This is a genomic window from Ramlibacter algicola (genome assembly GCF_016641735.1).
Classification (GTDB): Bacteria; Pseudomonadota; Gammaproteobacteria; order Burkholderiales; family Burkholderiaceae_C; genus Ramlibacter; species Ramlibacter algicola.
In genome coordinates, this window is sequence record NZ_JAEDAO010000001.1 from 185,354 (window position 1) to 205,135 (window position 19,782).

Sequence of the window (19,782 nt, forward strand, 5' to 3'; positions counted from 1 at the left end):
CCTGGCCCAAGCCCCCCGCGGCCGAGGTGCGTTGGAGCCATGCAGGCCGCTTCCAAGTAAGCTCGTCGGGTGAGCGACACCACCTTCGACTACGTGATCATCGGCGCGGGCACGGCGGGCTGCCTGCTCGCCAACCGCCTCTCGGCCGACCCGAAGGTCCGCGTCCTGTTGCTGGAGGCTGGTCACAAGGACGACTACCACTGGATCCACATCCCGGTCGGCTACCTGTATTGCATCGGCAATCCGCGCACCGACTGGCTGTTCAAGACCGAACCCGATGCCGGCCTCAACGGCCGCGCGCTGCGCTACCCGCGCGGCAAGACGCTGGGCGGCAGCTCCAGCATCAACGGGATGATCTACATGCGCGGCCAGGCGCGCGACTACGACCAGTGGGCCGCGCTGACCGGCGACCCGGCCTGGCGCTGGGACCAGTGCCTGCCGTACTTCCGCAAGCACGAAGACCACCACAAGGGCGCCGACGACCTGCATGGCGCCGGCGGCGAGTGGCGCGTCGAACGCCAGCGCCTGCGCTGGGACATCCTCGACGCGTTCGCCCAGGCGGCGCAGGAGGCCGGCGTGCCGGCCACGGACGATTTCAACCGTGGCAGCAACGAAGGCGTCGGCTACTTCGAGGTCAACCAGCGCAGCGGCTGGCGCTGGAACACCGCCAAGGCCTTCCTGCGGCCCACATGCTACGGGCGCGCCAACTTCGAGATGTGGACCAACGCGCACGTGCAGTCGCTGGTGGTCGATCGAGAAGGCGACGGCGCGCTGCGCTGCACCGGCGCGCGCGTGTGGACCGGCAGCGCGGTTGTGCAGGTCGAGGCCGAGCGCGAAGTGATCCTGTGCGCGGGCAGCATCGGCTCGCCGCAGTTGCTGCAGCTGTCCGGCATCGGCCCGGGCGAGTTGCTGCAGCGGCACGGCATCCCCGTGCGGCACGAATTGCCGGGCGTCGGCGAGAACCTGCAGGACCACCTGCAGATCCGGGCCGTGTTCAAGGTGCAAGGCGTGGAGACGCTCAACACGCTGGCCAACAGCTGGGTGGGCAAGGCGCGCATCGGGCTGCAGTACCTGCTCACGCGCAGCGGCCCGATGAGCATGGCGCCGTCGCAACTCGGGGCGTTCACTCGCAGCACGCCCGACCAGCCGTGGCCGAACGTGGAGTACCACGTGCAGCCCCTCAGCCTGGACGCGTTCGGCGAGCCGCTGCACTCGTTCCCGGCGTTCACCGCCAGCGTGTGCAACCTCAACCCGACCAGCCGCGGCTCGGTGCGCATCCGCAGCCCGCGGTTCGACGAGCCGCCGGCCATCGCGCCGAACTACCTCGCCACGCCGGAAGACCGCCAGGTGGCCGCCGACTCGCTGCGCCTGACACGGCGCATCGTGCAGCAGCCCGCGCTGCAGAAGTACCGTCCCGAGGAGTGGCGTCCGGGCGTGCAGTACCAGACCGACGAGGAACTGGCACGGCTGGCTGGCGACATCGCAACGACGATCTTCCATCCCGTGGGCACGACCAGGATGGGCCGCGACGACGACCCGATGGCGGTGCTGGACTCGCGCCTGCGGGTGCGCGGGGTCGACGGCCTGCGCGTGGTCGACGCCGGCGCGATGCCGACGATCACCAGCGGCAACACGAACTCACCCACGCTGATGCTGGCCGAGAAGGCCGCCGAGTGGATCGTGCGCGACGCGGCTAGAAGCGCCGGCTGAGCGCGAAGCCCAGGTCCTCGACGCGCAGCGCGGGCTGGCGCACGGTGCCGAAGACGGCCCCGTTGCGATAAAGCGGCGTCACTTCGCTCTGCGGCTGGGCGAGCCGGCGCCACGACAGCTCCCACGACCACGGCGAATACACGCGCGTGCCCACGAGGCGCAGGCCGGCATCGACCTGGCGCGCGCCGCGCAGCCGTGCCGTGTCGAGCAGCCCGTGGAAGTCGACGTCGAGCCGGTGCCACACGCTGCCCCGCACGTCGGCCAGGCCCTGCAACTGCCAGCCCGCCGGGCCGGCGAGCATCGGCGATCCCCAGCGCATGCCCAGGAGCAGCGAGTGGGACGTCTCGCGCAAGCCGCTCGCCTGCGGCGTGCTGCTGATGTCACGCCGGTTCCGCAGCGTCCCTGCGGTCAGCCAGGCCTCGCCCCAGGCCGCGGGCGCGAGCGGACGCCAGCGGACGTCGGCCGTCCAGTCCAGGTGACCCGACCGCGCCGCGAGCGGCGCACCGCCCTGGGTCTGGCCGTCGTAGTCGAGGCGGCCGCCGGCGATCCGGGCTTCGCCCTGCCAGGCCGCGCCACCCGCCCAGGTGCGCGTCGCCTGCACGCCGGCCGTGGCGACCGTCCCGCGTTCGGTGAGGAGCGTCGCGCCGGCCGCGCGTTCGCGCAGCTGCCGGTGCATGGCGCCGACCGACACGCCGACCACGAGGCTGTCCTGCGCGGACGCCGCGGTGGCCGCGACGAGCAGCAACGCAGCCGCCGCGCGCCGCATCAGAGCAGGCCCTGCAGTTGCGCGACCGTCGCGGTCGTCGATCCCTCGTAGGTGCCGTCGCCGTTGGCGTCGGTCTCCACCGTCACGCTGGAAGCGCCGAACGTGAGCCGGACCGCGGAATTGCCGGCGCCCGTCACCTTCAGCTGCCCCGCGACCGGCGCGTCGCTGGTGGTGCTCCAGCGCAGGTCCTGGGGCGTGCTCAGCGTGAACGTCCCACCGGCCGGGCCGAGGCGCGTGCTGTCGGTCGTGACCGTGCCGGAGACGGCGCCGGTGACGGTGCTGCCATTGAGCACGACACGCTGCGAGTAGTTGGCGAGGGTGCGCCGGCGCTGCACACCGTTGATGGTGGCGCTGCTGCTCAGCGAAGTGCCGGAGACGACCAGCGTCTGCGCGGTGGACGACGTCATGGTGAGGTCGATCGTCATGTCGCCGTCGCTGGTGGCCAGGTCGGTGCTGGTCTGCACCGACAGGGCCGTCGTGGTCACGCGCAGGACGACGTGGAAGGGCGGCACGCCCGAGCCCGGCATCGAGCCGGCGGTGATCTCGAAGCGCATCTGCCCGTTCAGGGTCGTCATCACGCCATTGACAGGCTCCGCGCAGTTCGTCGCCGTGATGGTCAGGTCGTCGCCGGCGCCCAGGGCGCTGTTGCTGGCGACCGTGCCGACGATGCGGACGCTGCCGCCGTTCTGGCAGGGCTGGGTCTCGTCGACTTGCACGCCGCTCGCCAGGGGGAGTGCCGTCACCTTGCCGCCCATGCGCCGGGCGATCGCGGCCAGCGCCAGCGGGCCGACGTCGGCGCCGCCCTGGACCTGGACACCCGTGAGGATGCCCGCCGTGTTGGTCGAACTGTCGTCCTGCGCGGCGTCGAGGCCGTGGGCGCCCACGGTGGGCGCGTTGGCCTGCGTGATCACGACCGCGGGCGCGGGTGCGGGCGCGGACACCGTCCCGCCGCCGCCCGCGGTCGCTCCACCATCGCCGCCCCCGCCACCTCCGCCGCAGCCGGCGAGTCCGACGGCCAGCAGCGCCGGCGCAATCCAGTGGGCATTCTTCATCTTGTCTCCTCCCTCGTTGAACGATGGGCCCCGCGGGGCCCGTACAGACTGTAGCCCAGCAGTCGCGACCGCCTACACGCTCCGCACGCGTGGTGTTGGCATGCCACAGCGGCCCGGGAAAGCCCCGATGCCGCCCGCCGCCCACCGCCCTAGAGTCGCGCCACTCGCAGCGGACCCGGTCCGCGCCAGCGAGGGGACCGAGGAGACAAGACAACAACAACACGAACGATCGCCGCTTCGGCATCGTTGCGATGCATTCCCCAGGCGCCGGCACCCCCGGCGCCTTTTTGTTGCCCGGGGCGCAGCGAGCGCGATGGGACAATTCCGGGATGGATCTGGTGTTGATCGCGGCCGCGTCGCTGCTGGCCGGTTTCGTGGACGCGATCGTGGGGGGCGGGGGCCTCGTGCTCGTGCCGGCGCTGTTCGCGACCCTGCCCGCCACGCACCCTGCCACGCTGCTGGGCATCAACAAGAGCGCGTCGGTGTGGGGCACGGCGATCGCAACGGCGCAATTCAGCCGCCGCGTCGACCTGCGCTGGGGCGCGCTGCTGCCCGCCGCGATCGCCGCGATGGCCGGCAGCTTCATCGGGGCCTGGACCGTGACCTCCGTGTCGCCCGATTTCCTGCGCAAGCTGCTGCCGCTGGTGCTCGTCGCCGTGCTCGCGTACACGCTGGCCCGCAAGCACCTGGGCCGCGACCACGCGCCGCACTTCGAAGGGCGCGCGGAAGCCCTGGTCGGCGCGGCCATCGGCCTGGTGCTCGGCTTCTACGACGGCTTCTTCGGCCCCGGCATGGGCAGCTTCCTCGTGTTCCTGTTCGTGCGCCTGCTGGGCTACGACTTCCTGCACGCGTCGGCCTCGGCCAAGCTCGTCAACACGGCCAGCAACCTCGCCGCGCTTGCGCTGTTCGCCTTCAAGGGCCACGTGTGGTGGCACTACGGGCTGGCCCTCGCGGTGGCCAACGTGGCCGGCAGCCTGCTGGGCACGCGCCTGGCGCTGCGTCACGGTGCCGGCTTCGTGCGCAGCATGTTCCTGGTGGTGGTCACCGCACTCATCTGCAAGACGGGGTACGACGCGTTCCTGCGCTGACGACCGGTGCGGCGGCCTATCATGGGCCGATGGACGACATCGTGCGCCAGGCGATGGCCAAGTGGCCGAACGTGCCGCACTGCTTCGGCTGGCTCGGCCTGGACGCGCGCGGGCAATGGTTCATGCGCGACGACCGTGCCCAGGCCGCCGGCCCGTTCCCGCAATCGCGCGGCTCGCTGCTGCGGCACGAGAAGCTGGTCGACTTCATCCAGCGCAACTACGAGCGCGACGACGACGGCTGCTGGTATTTCCAGAACGGCCCGCAACGCGTCTACGTCGAACTGGAAGCGGCGCCGCTGGTGCTGCGCGTGGATGCAGCCGGCGTGCTGACGGCGCACACGGGAGAAACGCTGGCCGCGAAGGCCGCCTACCTGGACGAAGCGGGCCGCCTCTACGTGGAGACGCCACGCGCGCTCGGCCTGGTCCACACGCAGGACATGCACGTGGCGTCGGACCTGGTGGAGCAGGGCACCTGGCAGCCGCAGGACGTGCTGGCCCGCGACCTGCCGGCGCGCTTCGGGTACGTGCCCAGCCCCGCCCAGCAAAAAGCCGGTCATTGACCGGCTTTTCGTTGGAAGGCGGGAGCCGCGATTACTTCGCCGCGTGCACCATGTAGTCGACCGCGGCCTGGATGTCCGCATCGGGCGCCGGGCTGCCGCCCTTGGGAGGCATCGCGCCCTTGCCCTTGAGGGCCGAGTTGTACAGGGCAGGCATGCCTTGCGCGACACGCGGCGCCCACGCGGCCTTGTCGCCGAACTTGGGCGCGTTGGCCACGCCGGCGGCGTGGCACGCCACGCAGAACTGCTTGTAGACGGCTTCGCCGTTGCCGGCAGCGGCAGCGGGAGCCGGCGCGGCGGCGGGGGCGGCAGCAACGGTCTGCGCCGCGGGTTGCGCGGGAGCAGCGGGCGCGGATGCAGCGGCCGTTGCAGCAGGTGCGGAGGCAGCCGGAGCCGAGGCCGCGGCCTGTTGGGCGCCTGCCGCCGGTGCGGCCGGTTCCTGGAACTTGGCACCGCCGGCGTTGGCCATGTAGGCGACCGCGCGGGCGATCTCGGTGTCGTTGAAGTCGCCGCCGCCTTGCGGGGGCATGGCGCCCTTGCCCTTGAGCGCGCTGTTCACCAGCGCCTCGAAGCCGGTCTTGATGCGCGCGGCCCAGGCTGCGGCATCGCCGAACTTCGGCGCGCCAGCCACGCCCGCCGTGTGGCAGGTGGTGCACTGCGCCTTGAAGACGTTCTCGCCGGACTGCAGCGGGCGGTTGGCGTCGCGGATCTCGACGGTGCCGACCTTGCGGATGCGGTCGGTGGTGCCGCGCTCGATGTCCTGCGCCGTCACGCCGCCGAGGGTGAAGGATTCGGTCTCCGTCGAGCCGGCCGGCTTGAACTCGGACGACACGTAGGCCACCAGGCCCATGATGATGGCGACGGGCACCACGAACGCGAAGAACACGGTCGCCAGCAGCTGCTTGGGCGTCTTGATCGGGCCGGTGTGGGATTCTTCGTGCAAGTTGTCGCTCATGGCGTCCTCGGGTTGCGCGGGCGAAGTCAGAACAACCTTCGATTATAGAGGGCGACACCAACGCGGCCGTCGCGCACCCGCCGCGGCTGCGGCGATGGGCGATAATCGAGCCTCCACCGTGCGGCTGTAGCTCAGTGGATAGAGTATTGGCCTCCGAAGCCAAGGGTCGTGGGTTCGATCCCCGCCAGCCGCACCACTCGGTTTCCCCGTCCTCGCGACGAGCGCCATCCAGGGTGAATGTCCCGCTTGCCCGCACGCCGTGACTGCATCGCCTTGCTCGCGCTGGCCTGCGCGGCCGCCGCGCAAGCCCAATCGGGCACCGGCCTCGCCCCCGTCACCGTCCAAGGCACGTACCAGAACGCGGTCGGCACCTCCGACGCGGCCAGCCAGGGCGTCGCCACCTCCACGCTGCTGCAGAACCGCCCGACGCTGCGTCCCGCGGAGATCCTCGAGTTCGTCCCCGGGCTGATCGTCACGCAGCACTCCGGCGACGGCAAGGCCAACCAGTACTTCCTGCGCGGTTTCAACCTCGATCACGGCACCGACTTCGCCACCTGGGTGGACGGCGTGCCGGTGAACATGGTGAGCCACGCGCATGGCCAGGGCTACACGGACCTGAACTTCCTGCTGCCCGAACTGGTCGAGCGCATCGCTTACCAGAAGGGTCCGTACTACGCGTCCGAGGGCGACTTCTCGTCGGCCGGTGCCGCGCACATCCGCCTGGTCGACAGCCTGGCCGGCCCGCTGGCGCAACTGGCGGCGGGGCAGCGTGGCTACCGCCGTGGGCTGGTGGCCGGCAGCACGGCGCTGTCCACCGGCACGCTGCTGTACGCGGGCGAAGCGGCTTCGAACGACGGGCCGTGGACGGTGCCCGAGCGCTTCCGCCGCCATAACGCGGTGCTGCGATTCAGCCAGGCCGAGGGTGCGACGCGCTGGTCGCTCACCGGCATGGCCTACGACGCGCGCTGGAACGCCACCGACCAGATCCCGCTGCGCGCCGTCGAAGCGGGAACGATCGACCGCTTCGGCGTTGTCGACCCCAGCGATGGCGGCAAGAGCTCGCGCGCGAGCCTGTCCTGGGCCTGGCAGCGCACCCTGGACGAAGGCGGCTGGCTGCAGGCCAACGCGTACGCCGTCCGCTCGCGGCTCGACCTGTTCTCGAACTTCACCTACCTGCTCGACCACCCGGCCGACGATGCGGCCGCGAATGCGTCGGGCCTCCAGGGCGACCAGTTCGCGCAAGCCGAGCGCCGACGCATCGTCGGCGGCTCGGCCAGCGGTCGCTGGCACACGCACCTGGCGGGCCGCGAAGGATTCACCGGCGTCGGCGTGCAAGTGCGGCAGGACCGGCTCGATCCCGTCGGCCTGTTCCATACCGAAGCTCGGCAACGCGTCGCGACGGTGCAGGAGAGCCGCGTGCGCGAAAGCAGCATCGGCGCCTGGGCCTCGAACGACACGCAGTGGCTGCCTTGGCTGCGCTCCATCGCGGGCGTGCGGCACGACCGGTTCGACTTCGACGTGGCCAGCAGCATCGCCGGCAACAGCGGCGCACGCAGCGCATCGATCACGTCGCCCAAGCTGTCCCTCGTGCTGGGACCGTGGTCGCGCACCGAGTTCTTCGTCAACTCGGGCTACGGCTTCCACAGCAACGATGCGCGCGGCACGGTCGCGACGCTGGCGCCGCGCGAGCCCACGCCGGTGACGCCGGTGACGCCGCTGGTGCGGACGAGGGGTTCGGAAGTCGGCGTGCGCACCGAAGCCATCGAGGGACTGCAAAGCTCGCTCGCGCTCTGGCAGTTGCGCCTCGGCTCCGAGCTCGTGTTCTCCGGCGACGCGGGCGACACCGAGCCCAGCCGTGCCAGCCGACGCAGCGGCATCGAATGGAACAACCACTGGCGCGTCGCGCCGTGGCTGATGCTGGACGCCGACTTCGCGTGGTCCCGCGCGCGCTTCACGCAAGCCGACCCGGCCGGCGACCGCGTGCCCGGAGCGCCGGAGAAGGTCGCCTCGATCGGCGCCACCGTCACGGGCTACGGGCCGTGGTCGGGCCACCTGCAACTGCGCTACTTCGGCCCACGCCCGCTGCTGGAAGACGACTCGCGCCGCTCCTCGTCCACGACGCTGGCCTACCTGCGCATCGGCTACCAGGCCACGCCGCGCGTTCAACTCACCGCTGACGTGTTCAACCTGTTCAACCGCAGGGCCAGCGACATCGAGTACTTCTACGCGTCGCGCCTGGCCGGCGAGCCGCTGGAAGGCGTGGAGGACCTGCACTTCCACCCGGTCGAGCCGCGCACGCTGCGGCTGGCGGTCACCGCCCGGTTCTGATCGCGCCGCGGCGGTCGCTATGCTTGCGCCCGTGCCGATCACGCGCCTTCCCCTCCTCGCCCGTGTCGCGGCCCTCGCGGCCTTGCTGGCTTCGTCCGCAGTCCAGGCGCACGACACCTGGCTGCAGGTCGCGCCGCAGCAGCCGGGCGCGGGCTTGCTGGCGCTGCACCTCGGATCCGGCGGGCGCTATCCGAAATCCGACGGCGTGATCTCCAGCGCACGCGTGGCGCGATCCGGCTGCGTCGACGAAGCCGGCCAACAGCATGGCTTGTCGCCGCGCAGCGAATTGCCGCTGGCGCTGGAGATGCGCTCGCGCATCGGCGACGCGAAGGCGGTCGGCTGCTGGCTGGAACTGCTGCCGGTGGAACTCACGCTCGCGCCCGACCTCGTGCAGGCGTATGTCGAGGACGTGCGCGCGCCGCAGGCCGTGCGCGATGCGTGGGCCCGGCAGGCGAAAGCGGGCATCGGCTGGAACGAGGTCTACCGCAAGTACGTGCGCATCGAGGCACTCGTGCCCGGCGCGGCCGTGCAGGACCTGGCGCGCGCTCGCACGCCGCACGGTGACCCGCTGGAACTGCTTCCCGTCGGATCGCAGCCGCTGCGTGCCGCACAACCGGTGGCCTTCCAGGCGCTCGCGAATGGCAAGCCGGTCGCGGGCCTGGCGATCGAACTCGTGCCGCTGCGCGGCGCGGCCGGCATCTGGGCGCAGACCGACGCGCAGGGCCGCATCAGCGTACAACTGCCCACGCCCGGCGAATGGCTGTTGCGCAGCACCGCGTTCGACCTGCCGGGTGCTGACAACGTGTGGCGCACGCGCTTCGCCACGTTGACGGTGCAGGTGCAATGAAGGCGCGCCACATCGCATTGGTGGCGTTGCTGGGGCCGCTGCTCGCGCAGGCGCACACGGACGTCGCGACCGGCGGCGGCTTCGTGCGCGGCTTCCTGCACCCGCTCACCGGCGGCGACCACCTGCTGGCGATGGTGGCGGTCGGCATGTGGGGCGCGATCCTCGGCGCGCCGCTCGTGTGGCTGCTGCCGGTCGCCTTCCCGATGCTGATGGTGATCGGCGCCGTGACGGCGCTGGCGGGCGTCGCGCTGCCGGCGATCGAACCCGGCGTCGCGCTGTCGGTCCTGGTGCTCGGCGGCGCGATCGCCGCGTGGTGGCGCGCGTCGCTGCCGCTGGCCGTCGCCGTCGTCGCCTTCTTCGGCTTCCTGCATGGCTACGCACACGGCAAGGAGCTGCCGAGCGCCGCGCTGCCTGCCGCGTACGCGAGCGGCTTCGTGCTGGCCAGCGGCCTGCTGCACGGCACCGGCATCGCGATCGGCGCGGTGCGTGCATGGCGGCATGGCGACCGCGTGCTGCGCACACTCGGCGTCCTCGTGGCGTGCGCGGGCGCGTGGCTGCTCGTGAGCCGCATCGCGGGCGCCTAGTCGCATGGACGCCGCGGGCCTGGCCGACGGAGCGCTGTACGCGGCGCAGTCGCCGCTCGCGCTCGGCGCCATCCTGGCAGCGTGCCTGGCTTGCCGTCCCGCGTCCCGCCGCGCGGCGGCCGCGATGGCCGCGCTGCTGGGCGTGTCGCTCCTGTCCGGCTATGCGACGCCGGACACCTGGCCCGCCGCCACGATCGCGGCGTGCGTGCTGGGCGTGCTCGGGGTGTTCGTGGCCGCGAATGGGCAATTCCGCGCGGCTTCGCCGCTCGCGCTGGTGCCCGGTGGCTTTGCGGCCGCACTGGCCGCAGGCGTGCCGACCGCGACGCCCGCCGAAGCGGCAGGCAGCGTCGCGTTGCTGCTCGTGCCAGGCGCCGCGTTGCTGCTCGCGCGCGCAAGCATCCGCTGGCCCGCACGTTTGCAGCTCGGCGCCTCGATCGCGCGCCGCATGGCGGGTGCATGGATCACCGCGGTCGGCATCCTGCTGCTGGCGCTGCGAGCGCGCGGGGTGCTCTGACGCGAATCTTTCGTGTCCAATCGCACGAACCACTCGGAGGAGCCATGAAATCCAAGAGCATCGCGCTGGGTGCGCTGGCCGCGCTCGTCGTCGCCGGCACCGCAGGCTGGTTCAGCCTCGACAAGGAAACGCGCGGCCTGCTCGCCACGGTGCCGACCAATCGCGACCTGCTGTTCTGGAACCAGGACCAGCGCGACGCCGCGTTCCGCGCGCTGGACCGGCTGCCCCTCCTCGCCAAGCACCGCGTGATCGAAGCGGGGCCCACGGCATCGCCACTGCCGGCCGGCGCGCCGCTGGCGCTGCCGGTCGATGTCGACGCCTACATGCAGGGCCAGCGCAGCGCGGCGCTGCTGATCGTGCACGGCGGCAAGCTGCGCCTCGAACGTTACGGCCTGGGTTTTGATGCGAACGGCCGCTGGACGAGCTTCTCGGTGGCCAAATCGCTGACGTCGACGCTGGTGGGCGCCGCCATTCGCGACGGATTCATCAAGAGCCTGGACGACAAGGTCAGCACCTACATCCCGCAGATGAAAGGCTCGGCGTACGACGACGTGAACATCCGCCAGCTGCTGTCGATGACGTCGGGCGTGCAGTGGAACGAGAACTACTCGGACCCGGATTCCGACGTCGCGCGCTTCAACAACCACAAGCCCGAGGAAGGCGTCGACCAGCTCGTGAGCTACCTGCGCAAGCTGCCGCGCGCGGCGCCCGCGGGCACGCGCTGGAACTACAGCACGGGTGAAACGAACCTGGTGGGCGTGCTGCTGTCGGAGGCGACCAGGAAGCCGCTGGCGCAGTACCTGTCGGAGAAGGTGTGGAAACCTGCCGGCATGCAGCAGGACGCGACCTGGATCCTCAGCCGCACCGGCCGCGAGATCAGCGGCTGCTGCATCCAGGCCGCGACCCGCGACTACGCGCGCGTGGGCCTGTTCGTCCTCGGCGGCGCGAAAGTGAACGGGCAATCGATCGTGCCGGACCGCTGGCTCGAGCAGGCGACCACCAGGCAGGCCGACATCGGCAAGCCCGGCGACGGCTACGGCTTCCAGTGGTGGACGCACGACGACGGCAGCTTCGAGGCCAAGGGGATCTTCGGCCAGGGCATCTTCATCGACCCGAAGCGCCAGCTCGTGGTCGCGTCGAACGCGAACTGGGCCGGTGGCGCGTCCGACCGCACGGCGGGCGCCGCCCGCACGGCGTTCTACCGGGCGGTGCAGAAGGCCGTCGACGACGAGGCGGCGGCGAGCCCGAAGTAGGGCCGCTACTTGGCGTGGGCCGGCGCCGCCACCGCGGGTTCCGCGGCCGGCGCGAAGAAGGTGCCGCGCGCGAGGTGCGTGTAGCCGGCCTCCAGCGCGCCGATGCCCAGCAGCGTGACCAGCAGCAGCGGTGGCACGAGGATGGCGTAGACCAGCGCCAAGCGCTCCCAGACCATGTGCATGAAGACCGACACGATCAGCCCGGCCTTCAGCAGCATGAACACGACGATCAGGAACCAGCGCAGCACCCCCTGCACGTCGAAGTAGTCCACCAGGTAGGACGCCGCGCTGAGCACGAACAGCAGGCCCCAGATCTTGAAGTAGATGCCCAGCGGATGCTGCTGCCCGACCGGGTGGCTGCCGCCGTGCACGTCATGGGGATGCTCTGCATGGTCCATGGCCTGCTCCCGGCTACCAGAGGTAGAAGAACGCGAAGATGAAGACCCACACCAGGTCGACGAAGTGCCAGTACAGGCCCATGGTCTCGACGATTTCGTAGTTCCCGCGGCGGCCGGTGAGGAAGCCCGGCCGCTGCGCATCGAGGTCGCCGCGCCGGACCTTCGTCGCGACGATCAGCAGGAAGATCACGCCGATGGTCACGTGCGTGCCGTGGAAGCCGGTGATCATGAAGAACGTCGACCCGAACTGCGGCGCGCCCCACGGGTTGCCCCAGGGGCGCACGCCTTCGAGGATCAGCTTGGTCCATTCGAACGCCTGCATGCCGACGAAGGTCGCACCCAGCGCCGCAGTGGCCAGCAACAGCGCGAACGTCGTCTTGCGGTCGCGCCGGTAGCCATAGTTGACCGCCAGCGCCATCGTGCCGCTGCTGCTGATCAGGACGAACGTCATGATCGCGATCAGCAGCAGGGGCACGTTCCGGCCGAACAGCTCGAGCCCGAAGACCTCGCTGGGGGACGGCCAGGGCACGGTGGTCGACGCGCGCACCGTCATGTACGAGATCAGGAAGCTGCCGAAGATGAAGGTGTCGCTGACCAGGAAGATCCACATCATCGGCTTGCCCCAGGGCACGCCCTTGAAGGCTCGCTGGTCCGAGGACACGTCGGCGACGACGCTCTGCCAGCCTTCGGCGGGCTTGGCGACCACCGGTCCTGCATCGATGCTGATGGCCATGCTGCTGCTCCTCACAAGGGCGCCGACGTGCAGATCGCCAGCCCGAGTCCCTCGGACACGAGCAGCGCATAGAGCGCGATCCAGACGGCGAGCAGGTAATGCCAGTAGGTCGCGCACAGTTCGACGCCCAGCCGCACGGCGGCCGGGTCCGTGCCGCCGCGCCACACACGCCGCACCGCGCGCGCCCACGCCACCAGGCCGCCCAGCACGTGCAGGCCGTGCGCCGCAGTCAGCAGGTAGAAGAACGCGGCAGCGGCGCTGCTGGACACCACGAAGGACGCGGCATCGAGCTGCCGCCACACGGCCAGCTGGCCGGCGATGAATCCGACCGTCAGCGCTCCACCGGCGAGCAGGCCATGGCGCAGCGCCGGGACATCGTCGCGACGTGCCGCGCGCACCGACCACTCCATCGCCAGGCTGGCGAAGGCCAGCAGCGCGGTGTTCAGCAGCAGCAGCCGCGGCCGCGGCATCGGGTTCCAGTCGGCGACGCCCAGCCGCATCGCGTAGGCGCTGATGAACAGCACGAACAGCGAACTGGCCACGGCGAGGAACACGCACAGTGCCGTCTTGGCGGGCGGCGTGGTTGGGGTGCCCGGCGGTCGGCCCGCACCGGCGGCCTCCGCCCGCCAAGGCTGCACATGGAGGGTCTGCCGGAACAGCCAGCCGACGATGGCGGCCATCAGCAGCGTGAGGAACACCAGGCCGATGGTCACGCTGCGGCCCCCCTCGCTGCGGCCTGCCCCGTCCGCACCCACGCTTCCGCGGGCACGTCGGCGGGCGGCACGTTCTGCGGAATGAAGTCGGTCTGCAGGCCCGGCACGCCGTAGTCGTAGGCCCAGCGGTAGACGGCCGGCAGCTCCTTGCCGAAGTTGCCGTGGGCAGGCGGCGTCTGCGGGGTCTGCCACTCCAGCGTCGTCGCCTGCCACGGGTTGCCGCCGGCGGGCTGGCCGCGGAAGTAGCTGCGCGCCAGGTTGTAGAGGAACACCATCTGCGCGGCGCCGACGATGAAGGCCGCGATCGAGATCCACTCGTTGAGCAGGTGCGCCGACTGCGGGATGAAGTTCGTGGTGCCCAGCGCGTAGTAGCGGCGCGGCACGCCCATGAACCCGAGGTAGTGCATGGGATAGAAGATCGCGTAGGTACCCACGAAGGTGATCCAGAAGTGCAGCTTGCCCAGGCGGTCGTCCAGCATGCGGCCGGTCACCTTGGGGTACCAGTGGTAGATGGCACCGAACACCACCAGCACCGGCGCGATGCCCATGACCATGTGGAAGTGCGCGACGACGAACATCGTGTCGGACAGCGGAAGGTCGACCACCACGTTGCCGAGGAACAGGCCCGTGAGGCCGCCGTTGACGAAGGTGAAGATGAACGCGATGGCGAACAGCATCGGCACCGTCAGGCGGATGTTGCCGCGCCACAGCGTCAGCACCCAGTTGTAGACCTTGATGGCGGTCGGCACCGCGATGAGCAGCGTCGTGGTGGCGAAGAAGAAGCCGAAGTACGGGTTCATGCCGCTCACGTACATGTGGTGCGCCCAGACGACAAACGACAGGCCGCCGATCACCAGGATCGCCCAGACCATCATGCGGTAGCCGAAGATGTTCTTGCGCGCGTGGGTGGCGATCAGGTCCGAGACGATGCCGAACGCCGGCAGCGCCACGATGTAGACCTCCGGGTGGCCGAAGAACCAGAACAGGTGCTGGAACAGAAGCGGGCTGCCGCCGGAGTACTGCAGCTGCCGCCCCTGCGACACCAGCGCCGGCATGAAGAAGCTGGTTCCCAGCGTCTGGTCCAGCAGCATCATCACGGCGCTGACGAACAGCGCCGGGAACGCCAGCAGCGCGAGGATGGTGGCCATGAAGATGCCCCACACCGTCAGCGGCAGGCGCATCAGCGTCATGCCGCGCGTGCGTGCCTGCAGCACCGTGACGACGTAGTTGAGGCCGCCCATGGTGAAGCCGATCACGAACACGATCAGCGAGACGAGCAGGAAGATGATGCCCAGGCGCGAGCCGGGCGTGCCCTCGAGGATCGCCTGCGGCGGATAGAGGGTCCAGCCGGCGCCGCTGGGCCCGCCGGGCACGAGCATGCTGACGACCAGCAGCACGACGGCCAGCAGGTACATCCAGTAGCTGAGCATGTTGACGTAGGGAAACACCATGTCGCGTGCCCCCACCATCAGCGGGATCAGGTAGTTGCCGAACCCGCCCAGGAACAGCGCCGTGAGCAGGTAGATCACCATGATCATCCCGTGCATGCTCACCAGCTGCAGGTAGGTCGCCGGGTCGATCCAGGTGAGGCGGCCCGGGAATCCGAGCTGCAACCGCATCAGCCAGGAAAAGACCAGCGCCACCAGCCCGATGGCCATCGCGGTCAGCGCGTACTGGATCGCGATGACCTTCGCGTCCTGGCTCCAGATGTATTTGCCGACGAATGTCTTCGCGTGGTACAGCTCGACTTCGCCGATTTCGGCCGGGGGTGCGTAGGCCGTTTCGTCGTGCGCGACATGGCTGGTCATGCAGGTCTCCCGATGTCAGCGCGAGTTGAGGTACGCCAGCGTGTCGCCGATCACGGCGTCGTCGCGCAGCATGCCGGCCACCAGGCGCATCTGGGCGCCGTGGTGGTCCGCGGGATCGCTGCCGCGCACGCCATCCCGGAAGTTGCGCAACTGGCGCGCCATGTACCAGTCGCTCATGCCCTGCAGCCGCGGCGCGTTCGTGGCGGCCGTTCCGCGTGCATCCGCGCCGTGGCAGGCGGCGCACGTGGCGTAAAGGCGGCGGCCCCTGTCGATGTCGCCGTTGATGGTGGTGGCCGGTGGCGTCTCCGGCAGGGAAGCGATGTAGGCCGCGACGTTGGCGATCGCCGCATCGTCCGGCAGCGTGGCCGCCATCGGCGCCATCATCTTGCCGTAGGTGTCCTTGTCGTCCTTGCCACGCGCGCCCGCCTTGAACAAGTGCAGCTGCCGCTCCAGGTACCACGCGGATTGACCGCCGAGGCGCGGCGCGTTCAGCAGCTGGTTGCCTTCGCCATTGGCGCCGTGGCAGGCCACGCAGGTGGCGAACAGCACCTTGCCCGCGGCCGCATCTCCGTGCCCACGCTGCGCCAGCTGCGTGGAGGTGGATTGCCCCTCCAGCCACGTGGCGTAGGCGGCGGGTTCGTCCACCACGATGCGCCCGCGCATCGCGAAGTGGCCGACGCCGCAAAGCTCCTCGCACAACACGTCGAACGTGCCGGTGCGCGTGGGCGTGAACCATGCGTACGTGACCTGGCCCGGCACCAGGTCCATCTTCACGCGCATCTCCGCGACGCCGAAGTCGTGCAGGACGTCCTTGGACCGCAGCAGCAGCTTGACCGGCTTGCCCAGCGGCAGGTGCAGCTCGGGACTGGCCACCAGCACGTCGTCGCGTGCCGCGGCATCGGCCGGGTTGAGGCCGAACGGGTTGCCGTCCGTGACGAAGCGCGCGTGGGTGGTGCCCAGCTTGCCGTCCTTGCCGGGCAGGCGATAGCTCCAGTTCCACTGCTGCGCCACCACCTCGACCACCTGTGCATCCTGCGGCACGTCGATCACCTGCGCCCACACGAGCAGGCCCGGCGCCAGCATAGCGGCGACACCGACCGCCGTCACGACGAGCAGCCAGCCCTCGAGCTTCTTGTTCTCCGGCTGGTACTCGGCGCGGTTTTCGCGACGATGGCGGTAGCGCACGACCGCCCACGCCATGAACAGGTTGACGGCCACGAACACGAAGCCGGTCACCCAGAACGTGATGCCGATCGTCGTGTCGATCGATGCCCAGTTGGACGCGATGGGGGTGAAGTACCAGGGGCTCAGGAAATGGAACAGCACCGAGCCCAGCGCCAGCACGATCAGGGCAATGGCGATCGCCATGGCTAGGCCGGTGCAACCACCGCCTCCGGCCGGGCTGCCGCCGGCGGATCCGCAAGACGCAAACGCAGGAGCCTGGCCATTGGAGCCTCCCTTGCACGCGATGGCGCGTCAGTGGCTTTTACATCCGATGGTCCGGCAACGCAAAGTCAGCAGTTGCGGCGTGTGAGCCGGCGCACTGATGACGGAGGATTGGTCTCGCTTGTCCGGTTCGCGGCGCCTATGCTGCCTGCTTCGGCGCTTGCACCGGAGGTCCGCATGAAGCACTTCAGCCTCTCGTCCGGCATGACCACCATGCGCGGCGTCTTCTACCCGCGGGGCCACATCGTCCTGATGTTCCCGACCGAGCAGGACTGCGAACTCGCATCCAGGCTCCTCGTCGCGGACGGCGTGTCGGAAGACGACCTCTCGTGCGCGACACCGCAGGAGTTCGAGCGCGAGATCCGGGATTTCTGCAACGAGCGCAGCGACCTGCTGCTGCCTTCCATCGGCACCGAGTCGGACACGGCGCTGCACCTGCGCCAGCTCGCGCACGCCGGGCACCACGCGCTGATCATCCACGCGAACGCGAAGCTCACGTCGCAGCACGTGGTGGACCTGCTGAAGGACACGCACTGCTCATACGGGCAGCGCTACCGGTTCCTCGTCATCGAGGACCTGGTGTACTGAAGCGGCGCGCCCAAAGAAAAAGGCCGGACAGTCGTCCGGCCTTTGAAGTTGGTTGCGCGGGCAAGATTTGAACTTGCGACCTTTGGGTTATGAGCCCAACGAGCTACCAGGCTGCTCCACCGCGCGTCAGTGTGTGTTGATTATAGATTAAGCCGAGGCCGAATCGTTCCCCGAATCGCCTTCGGCGATTTCGGGACGGTCGACCAGTTCGACCAGCGCCATCGGCGCGTTGTCGCCGACGCGGAAGCCCATCTTCAGGATGCGCGTGTAGCCGCCCGGGCGCGCCTTGTAGCGGGGACCCAGTTCGTTGAACAGCTTGGTGACCATCTCGCGGTCGCGCAGGCGGTCGAACGCCAGGCGCTTGTTGGCGAGCGTGGGTTCCTTGCCCAGCGTGATCATCGGCTCGACGACGCGGCGCAGTTCCTTCGCCTTCGGCACGGTGGTCTTGATCACCTCGTGCTGGAGCAGCGAATTCATCATGTTGCGCAGCATCGCGAGGCGGTGCTCGCTGGTGCGATTGAGTTTGCGAAGGCCGTGACCGTGACGCATGGTGTGGTTTCCTTTCCGTTCTGGTTCGCCCAGCCGTACCAGGTACTGGGCGGTTCATCGTCGAAGGGCTTGCGCCCTCCGCGTCAGCGCTTGTCGAGGCCGGCGGGCGGCCAGGATTCGAGCTTCATGCCCAGCGTGAGGCCACGCGAGGCGAGGACTTCCTTGATTTCGTTGAGCGACTTGCGGCCCAGGTTCGGGGTCTTCAGCAGCTCGTTCTCGGTGCGCTGGATCAGGTCACCGATGTAGTAGATGTTCTCGGCCTTCAGGCAGTTGGCCGAGCGCACCGTCAGCTCGAGCTCGTCGACCGGGCGCAGCAGGATCGGGTCGAACTGCTGGCTCGAACGCTGCACCGGCTGGTCGAAGGCGGCCAGTTCGCTGCCTTCCAGCTGCGCGAACACGGCGAGCTGCTCGACGAGGATCTTGGCGGAGGCGCGCACGGCGTCCTCGGCGGTGATCGCGCCGTTGGTCTCGATCTCGACGACCAGCTTGTCCAGGTCGGTGCGCTGCTCGACGCGGGCGCTCTCGACCGTGTAGCTGACGCGCTTGACCGGCGAGAACGACGCGTCGAGGACGATGCGTCCGATGGACTTGGTCGGCTCGTCGGCGTAGCGGCGCATCGTGCCGGGCACGTAGCCGCGGCCCTTCTCGACCTTGATCTGCATGTCGATCTTGCCGCCCTGGGACAGGTGGGCGATCACGTGGTCGGGATTGATGATCTCGACGTCATGCGGGGTCTGGATGTCGGCGGCGGTGACGACGCCTTCGCCGTCCTTGCGCAGCGACAGGGTGACCTCGTCGCGGTTGTGCAGCTTGAAAACGACGCCCTTGAGGTTCAGCAGGATGCTGACAACGTCTTCCTGGACACCGTCGATCGACGAGTACTCGTGGAGCACGCCCGCGATCGTGACCTCGGTCGCCGCATACCCGACCATCGACGACAGCAGCACCCGGCGCAGGGCGTTGCCCAGCGTGTGGCCATAGCCGCGCTCGAACGGCTCGAGGGTGACCTTCGCGCGGTTCGTGCCGAGCTGCTCGACGTTGATGGACTTGGGTTTCAGCAGGTTGGTTTGCATGCAGGACTTCCTCTCAATACCCCCGGCTCGTTACACCGGTAAGGCTGGTGAAGTGCCCGGTCACGGTGCCCCGCAACAGGGAACGAAAACTCTTTGTGGCCGGGGCCCGCGGCCCCGGCGTGCGCTTTAGCGCGAATACAGTTCGACGATCAGCGACTCGTTGATGTCCGAGCCGAATTCGTCGCGGTCCGGCACCTTCTTGAACGTGCCTTCGGCCTTGTCGGCGTTGACGTCCACCCACGCCGGGATGCCGACCTGCTGGGCCAGCTGCAGCGCCTCGACGACGCGGTTCTGCTTCTTGGACTTCTCGCGCACGGCGACCACGTCGCCGGCCTTGACCAGGTACGACGGGATGTTCACCGGCTTGCCGTTCACCGTGATGGCCTTGTGGCTCACCAGCTGGCGCGCTTCGGCGCGGGTGGAACCGAAGCCCATGCGGTACACGACGTTGTCCAGGCGGGACTCGAGCAGGAACAGCAGGTTGGCGCCGGAGTTGCCCTTGCGGCGGTTGGCTTCCTCGAAGTAGCGACGGAACTGCTTTTCCAGCACGCCGTACATGCGCTTGACCTTCTGCTTCTCGCGCAGCTGCAGGCCGAAGTCGCTGGTGCGCTGGCCGGAGGTGCGGCCGTGCTGGCCGGGCTTGCTGTCGAACTTGGCCTTGTCGCTGATCGAGCGGCGGGCGCTCTTCAGGAACAGGTCGGTGCCTTCACGGCGGGAGAGCTTGGCCTTCGGGCCGAGATAACGTGCCACTTTTCTGCTTCCTTCAAATGACTGCCGCGGCCTGTTGCCGCGGGAGCCGGCACCCGTGGATGCCGGCGGT

Annotated in this window: 20 protein-coding genes and 2 tRNA genes; 10 read left to right on the top strand and 12 right to left on the bottom strand. The window is 69.5% G+C overall.

Going from position 1 to position 19,782, the window contains the following annotated elements; translation table 11 throughout:
- Positions 1–69 precede the first annotated feature (69 nt).
- Positions 70–1,710 (top strand): GMC family oxidoreductase N-terminal domain-containing protein, encoded by a 1,641-nt coding sequence (locus tag I8E28_RS00935; RefSeq protein WP_200785984.1) that lies wholly within the window; start codon positions 70–72, stop codon positions 1,708–1,710.
- Here I8E28_RS00935 and I8E28_RS00940 read toward each other — a convergent pair.
- Both I8E28_RS00940 and I8E28_RS00945 read right to left on the bottom strand, forming a co-directional pair.
- Positions 1,694–2,476, bottom strand: a complete 783-nt coding sequence (locus I8E28_RS00940) for a hypothetical protein (RefSeq protein WP_200785985.1) — start codon at positions 2,474–2,476, stop codon at positions 1,694–1,696. The genes I8E28_RS00935 and I8E28_RS00940 overlap by 17 nt on opposite strands.
- Positions 2,476–3,528, bottom strand: a complete 1,053-nt coding sequence (locus tag I8E28_RS00945; protein WP_200785986.1) for a hypothetical protein — start codon at positions 3,526–3,528, stop codon at positions 2,476–2,478. Before I8E28_RS00945 ends, I8E28_RS00940 begins: the two co-directional genes overlap by 1 nt.
- A 329-nt stretch (positions 3,529–3,857) precedes the next feature.
- Between I8E28_RS00945 and I8E28_RS00950 the strand changes: the two genes are divergently transcribed.
- A complete protein-coding gene (locus I8E28_RS00950) occupies positions 3,858–4,616 on the top strand; it encodes a sulfite exporter TauE/SafE family protein (RefSeq protein ID WP_200785987.1) in 759 nt (252 codons plus the stop codon).
- Positions 4,617–4,645: 29 nt separating this feature from the next.
- The gene (locus tag I8E28_RS00955; protein ID WP_200785988.1) at positions 4,646–5,176 is read left to right on the top strand and encodes a DUF2946 family protein; all 531 of its coding nucleotides are present in this window, start codon (positions 4,646–4,648) and stop codon (positions 5,174–5,176) included.
- A gap of 31 nt (positions 5,177–5,207) precedes the next feature.
- Here I8E28_RS00955 and I8E28_RS00960 read toward each other — a convergent pair whose 3' ends face one another.
- The gene (locus tag I8E28_RS00960; RefSeq protein ID WP_200785989.1) at positions 5,208–6,128 is read right to left on the bottom strand and encodes a c-type cytochrome; all 921 of its coding nucleotides are present in this window, start codon (positions 6,126–6,128) and stop codon (positions 5,208–5,210) included.
- Positions 6,129–6,248: 120 nt separating this feature from the next.
- On the opposite strand from I8E28_RS00960, the gene I8E28_RS00965 reads away from it, so the two are divergent.
- The 6 genes from I8E28_RS00965 to I8E28_RS00990 all read left to right on the top strand — a co-directional run bounded on the left by I8E28_RS00965 (position 6,249) and on the right by I8E28_RS00990 (position 11,654).
- Positions 6,249–6,324 (top strand) — tRNA-Arg (locus tag I8E28_RS00965).
- A 41-nt stretch (positions 6,325–6,365) separates the two neighbouring features.
- Entirely contained in the window at positions 6,366–8,456 is a 2,091-nt protein-coding gene (locus I8E28_RS00970) for a TonB-dependent receptor (protein WP_200785990.1), read from the top strand.
- A 31-nt stretch (positions 8,457–8,487) separates the two neighbouring features.
- Entirely contained in the window at positions 8,488–9,303 is an 816-nt protein-coding gene (locus tag I8E28_RS00975; RefSeq protein WP_200785991.1) for a DUF4198 domain-containing protein, read from the top strand.
- Positions 9,300–9,887, top strand: coding sequence for a HupE/UreJ family protein (locus I8E28_RS00980; protein WP_200785992.1), 588 nt, complete (start codon positions 9,300–9,302; stop codon positions 9,885–9,887). The genes I8E28_RS00975 and I8E28_RS00980 overlap by 4 nt, the downstream gene beginning before the upstream one ends.
- 4 nt (positions 9,888–9,891) lie before the next feature.
- A complete protein-coding gene (locus I8E28_RS00985; RefSeq protein WP_200785993.1) occupies positions 9,892–10,401 on the top strand; it encodes a hypothetical protein in 510 nt (169 codons plus the stop codon).
- A gap of 44 nt (positions 10,402–10,445) precedes the next feature.
- Positions 10,446–11,654 carry a serine hydrolase domain-containing protein gene (locus tag I8E28_RS00990; protein WP_200785994.1) on the top strand — a complete coding sequence of 403 codons (1,209 nt, stop codon included), beginning with the start codon at positions 10,446–10,448 and terminating at the stop codon, positions 11,652–11,654.
- A gap of 5 nt (positions 11,655–11,659) precedes the next feature.
- Here the strand turns inward: I8E28_RS00990 and I8E28_RS00995 are convergent, their stop codons facing one another.
- The 5 genes from I8E28_RS00995 to I8E28_RS01015 are packed head-to-tail and all read right to left on the bottom strand — an operon-like array spanning position 11,660 to position 16,674.
- On the bottom strand, positions 11,660–12,052 hold the full coding sequence (locus I8E28_RS00995; protein ID WP_200785995.1) for a cytochrome C oxidase subunit IV family protein: 393 nt from the start codon (positions 12,050–12,052) through the stop codon (positions 11,660–11,662).
- A gap of 13 nt (positions 12,053–12,065) precedes the next feature.
- Positions 12,066–12,785 (bottom strand): heme-copper oxidase subunit III family protein, encoded by a 720-nt coding sequence (locus tag I8E28_RS01000; RefSeq protein ID WP_200785996.1) that lies wholly within the window; start codon positions 12,783–12,785, stop codon positions 12,066–12,068.
- Positions 12,786–12,796: 11 nt separating this feature from the next.
- Positions 12,797–13,498 carry a cytochrome c oxidase subunit 3 gene (locus I8E28_RS01005; RefSeq protein WP_338050701.1) on the bottom strand — a complete coding sequence of 234 codons (702 nt, stop codon included), beginning with the start codon at positions 13,496–13,498 and terminating at the stop codon, positions 12,797–12,799.
- Positions 13,495–15,306, bottom strand: coding sequence for a cytochrome c oxidase subunit I (locus I8E28_RS01010; RefSeq protein WP_200785997.1), 1,812 nt, complete (start codon positions 15,304–15,306; stop codon positions 13,495–13,497). The genes I8E28_RS01005 and I8E28_RS01010 overlap by 4 nt, the downstream gene beginning before the upstream one ends.
- 15 nt (positions 15,307–15,321) lie before the next feature.
- A complete protein-coding gene (locus I8E28_RS01015) occupies positions 15,322–16,674 on the bottom strand; it encodes a c-type cytochrome (protein WP_200785998.1) in 1,353 nt (450 codons plus the stop codon).
- Between the two features lie 255 nt (positions 16,675–16,929).
- On the opposite strand from I8E28_RS01015, the gene I8E28_RS01020 reads away from it, so the two are divergent.
- Positions 16,930–17,340: a DUF3110 domain-containing protein gene (locus I8E28_RS01020; protein WP_200785999.1), complete on the top strand. Its 411-nt coding sequence runs from the start codon at positions 16,930–16,932 to the stop codon at positions 17,338–17,340.
- 49 nt (positions 17,341–17,389) lie between these two features.
- Here the strand turns inward: I8E28_RS01020 and I8E28_RS01025 are convergent.
- The 4 genes from I8E28_RS01025 to rpsD all read right to left on the bottom strand — a co-directional run bounded on the left by I8E28_RS01025 (position 17,390) and on the right by rpsD (position 19,712).
- Positions 17,390–17,466, bottom strand: a tRNA-Met gene (locus I8E28_RS01025).
- 21 nt (positions 17,467–17,487) lie between these two features.
- On the bottom strand, positions 17,488–17,889 hold the full coding sequence (gene rplQ, locus I8E28_RS01030; protein WP_200786000.1) for a 50S ribosomal protein L17: 402 nt from the start codon (positions 17,887–17,889) through the stop codon (positions 17,488–17,490).
- Between the two features lie 83 nt (positions 17,890–17,972).
- The gene (locus tag I8E28_RS01035) at positions 17,973–18,962 is read right to left on the bottom strand and encodes a DNA-directed RNA polymerase subunit alpha (RefSeq protein ID WP_135250188.1); all 990 of its coding nucleotides are present in this window, start codon (positions 18,960–18,962) and stop codon (positions 17,973–17,975) included.
- A gap of 126 nt (positions 18,963–19,088) precedes the next feature.
- Positions 19,089–19,712, bottom strand: coding sequence for a 30S ribosomal protein S4 (gene rpsD, locus I8E28_RS01040; RefSeq protein WP_200786001.1), 624 nt, complete (start codon positions 19,710–19,712; stop codon positions 19,089–19,091).
- Positions 19,713–19,782 lie beyond the last annotated feature (70 nt).

Coding starts and splice junctions, on each gene's coding strand:
- I8E28_RS00940 (WP_200785985.1), bottom strand. CDS start 2,476: ATGCGGCGCGCGGCGGCTGCGTTGCTGCTCGTCGCGGCCACCGCGGCG.
- I8E28_RS00945 (WP_200785986.1), bottom strand. CDS start 3,528: ATGAAGAATGCCCACTGGATTGCGCCGGCGCTGCTGGCCGTCGGACTC.
- I8E28_RS00950 (WP_200785987.1), top strand. CDS start 3,858: ATGGATCTGGTGTTGATCGCGGCCGCGTCGCTGCTGGCCGGTTTCGTG.
- I8E28_RS00955 (WP_200785988.1), top strand. CDS start 4,646: ATGGACGACATCGTGCGCCAGGCGATGGCCAAGTGGCCGAACGTGCCG.
- I8E28_RS00960 (WP_200785989.1), bottom strand. CDS start 6,128: ATGAGCGACAACTTGCACGAAGAATCCCACACCGGCCCGATCAAGACG.
- I8E28_RS00970 (WP_200785990.1), top strand. CDS start 6,366: ATGTCCCGCTTGCCCGCACGCCGTGACTGCATCGCCTTGCTCGCGCTG.
- I8E28_RS00980 (WP_200785992.1), top strand. CDS start 9,300: ATGAAGGCGCGCCACATCGCATTGGTGGCGTTGCTGGGGCCGCTGCTC.
- I8E28_RS00985 (WP_200785993.1), top strand. CDS start 9,892: ATGGACGCCGCGGGCCTGGCCGACGGAGCGCTGTACGCGGCGCAGTCG.
- I8E28_RS00990 (WP_200785994.1), top strand. CDS start 10,446: ATGAAATCCAAGAGCATCGCGCTGGGTGCGCTGGCCGCGCTCGTCGTC.
- I8E28_RS00995 (WP_200785995.1), bottom strand. CDS start 12,052: ATGGACCATGCAGAGCATCCCCATGACGTGCACGGCGGCAGCCACCCG.
- I8E28_RS01000 (WP_200785996.1), bottom strand. CDS start 12,785: ATGGCCATCAGCATCGATGCAGGACCGGTGGTCGCCAAGCCCGCCGAA.
- I8E28_RS01010 (WP_200785997.1), bottom strand. CDS start 15,306: ATGACCAGCCATGTCGCGCACGACGAAACGGCCTACGCACCCCCGGCC.
- I8E28_RS01015 (WP_200785998.1), bottom strand. CDS start 16,674: ATGGCGATCGCCATTGCCCTGATCGTGCTGGCGCTGGGCTCGGTGCTG.
- I8E28_RS01020 (WP_200785999.1), top strand. CDS start 16,930: ATGAAGCACTTCAGCCTCTCGTCCGGCATGACCACCATGCGCGGCGTC.
- rplQ (WP_200786000.1), bottom strand. CDS start 17,889: ATGCGTCACGGTCACGGCCTTCGCAAACTCAATCGCACCAGCGAGCAC.
- I8E28_RS01035 (WP_135250188.1), bottom strand. CDS start 18,962: ATGCAAACCAACCTGCTGAAACCCAAGTCCATCAACGTCGAGCAGCTC.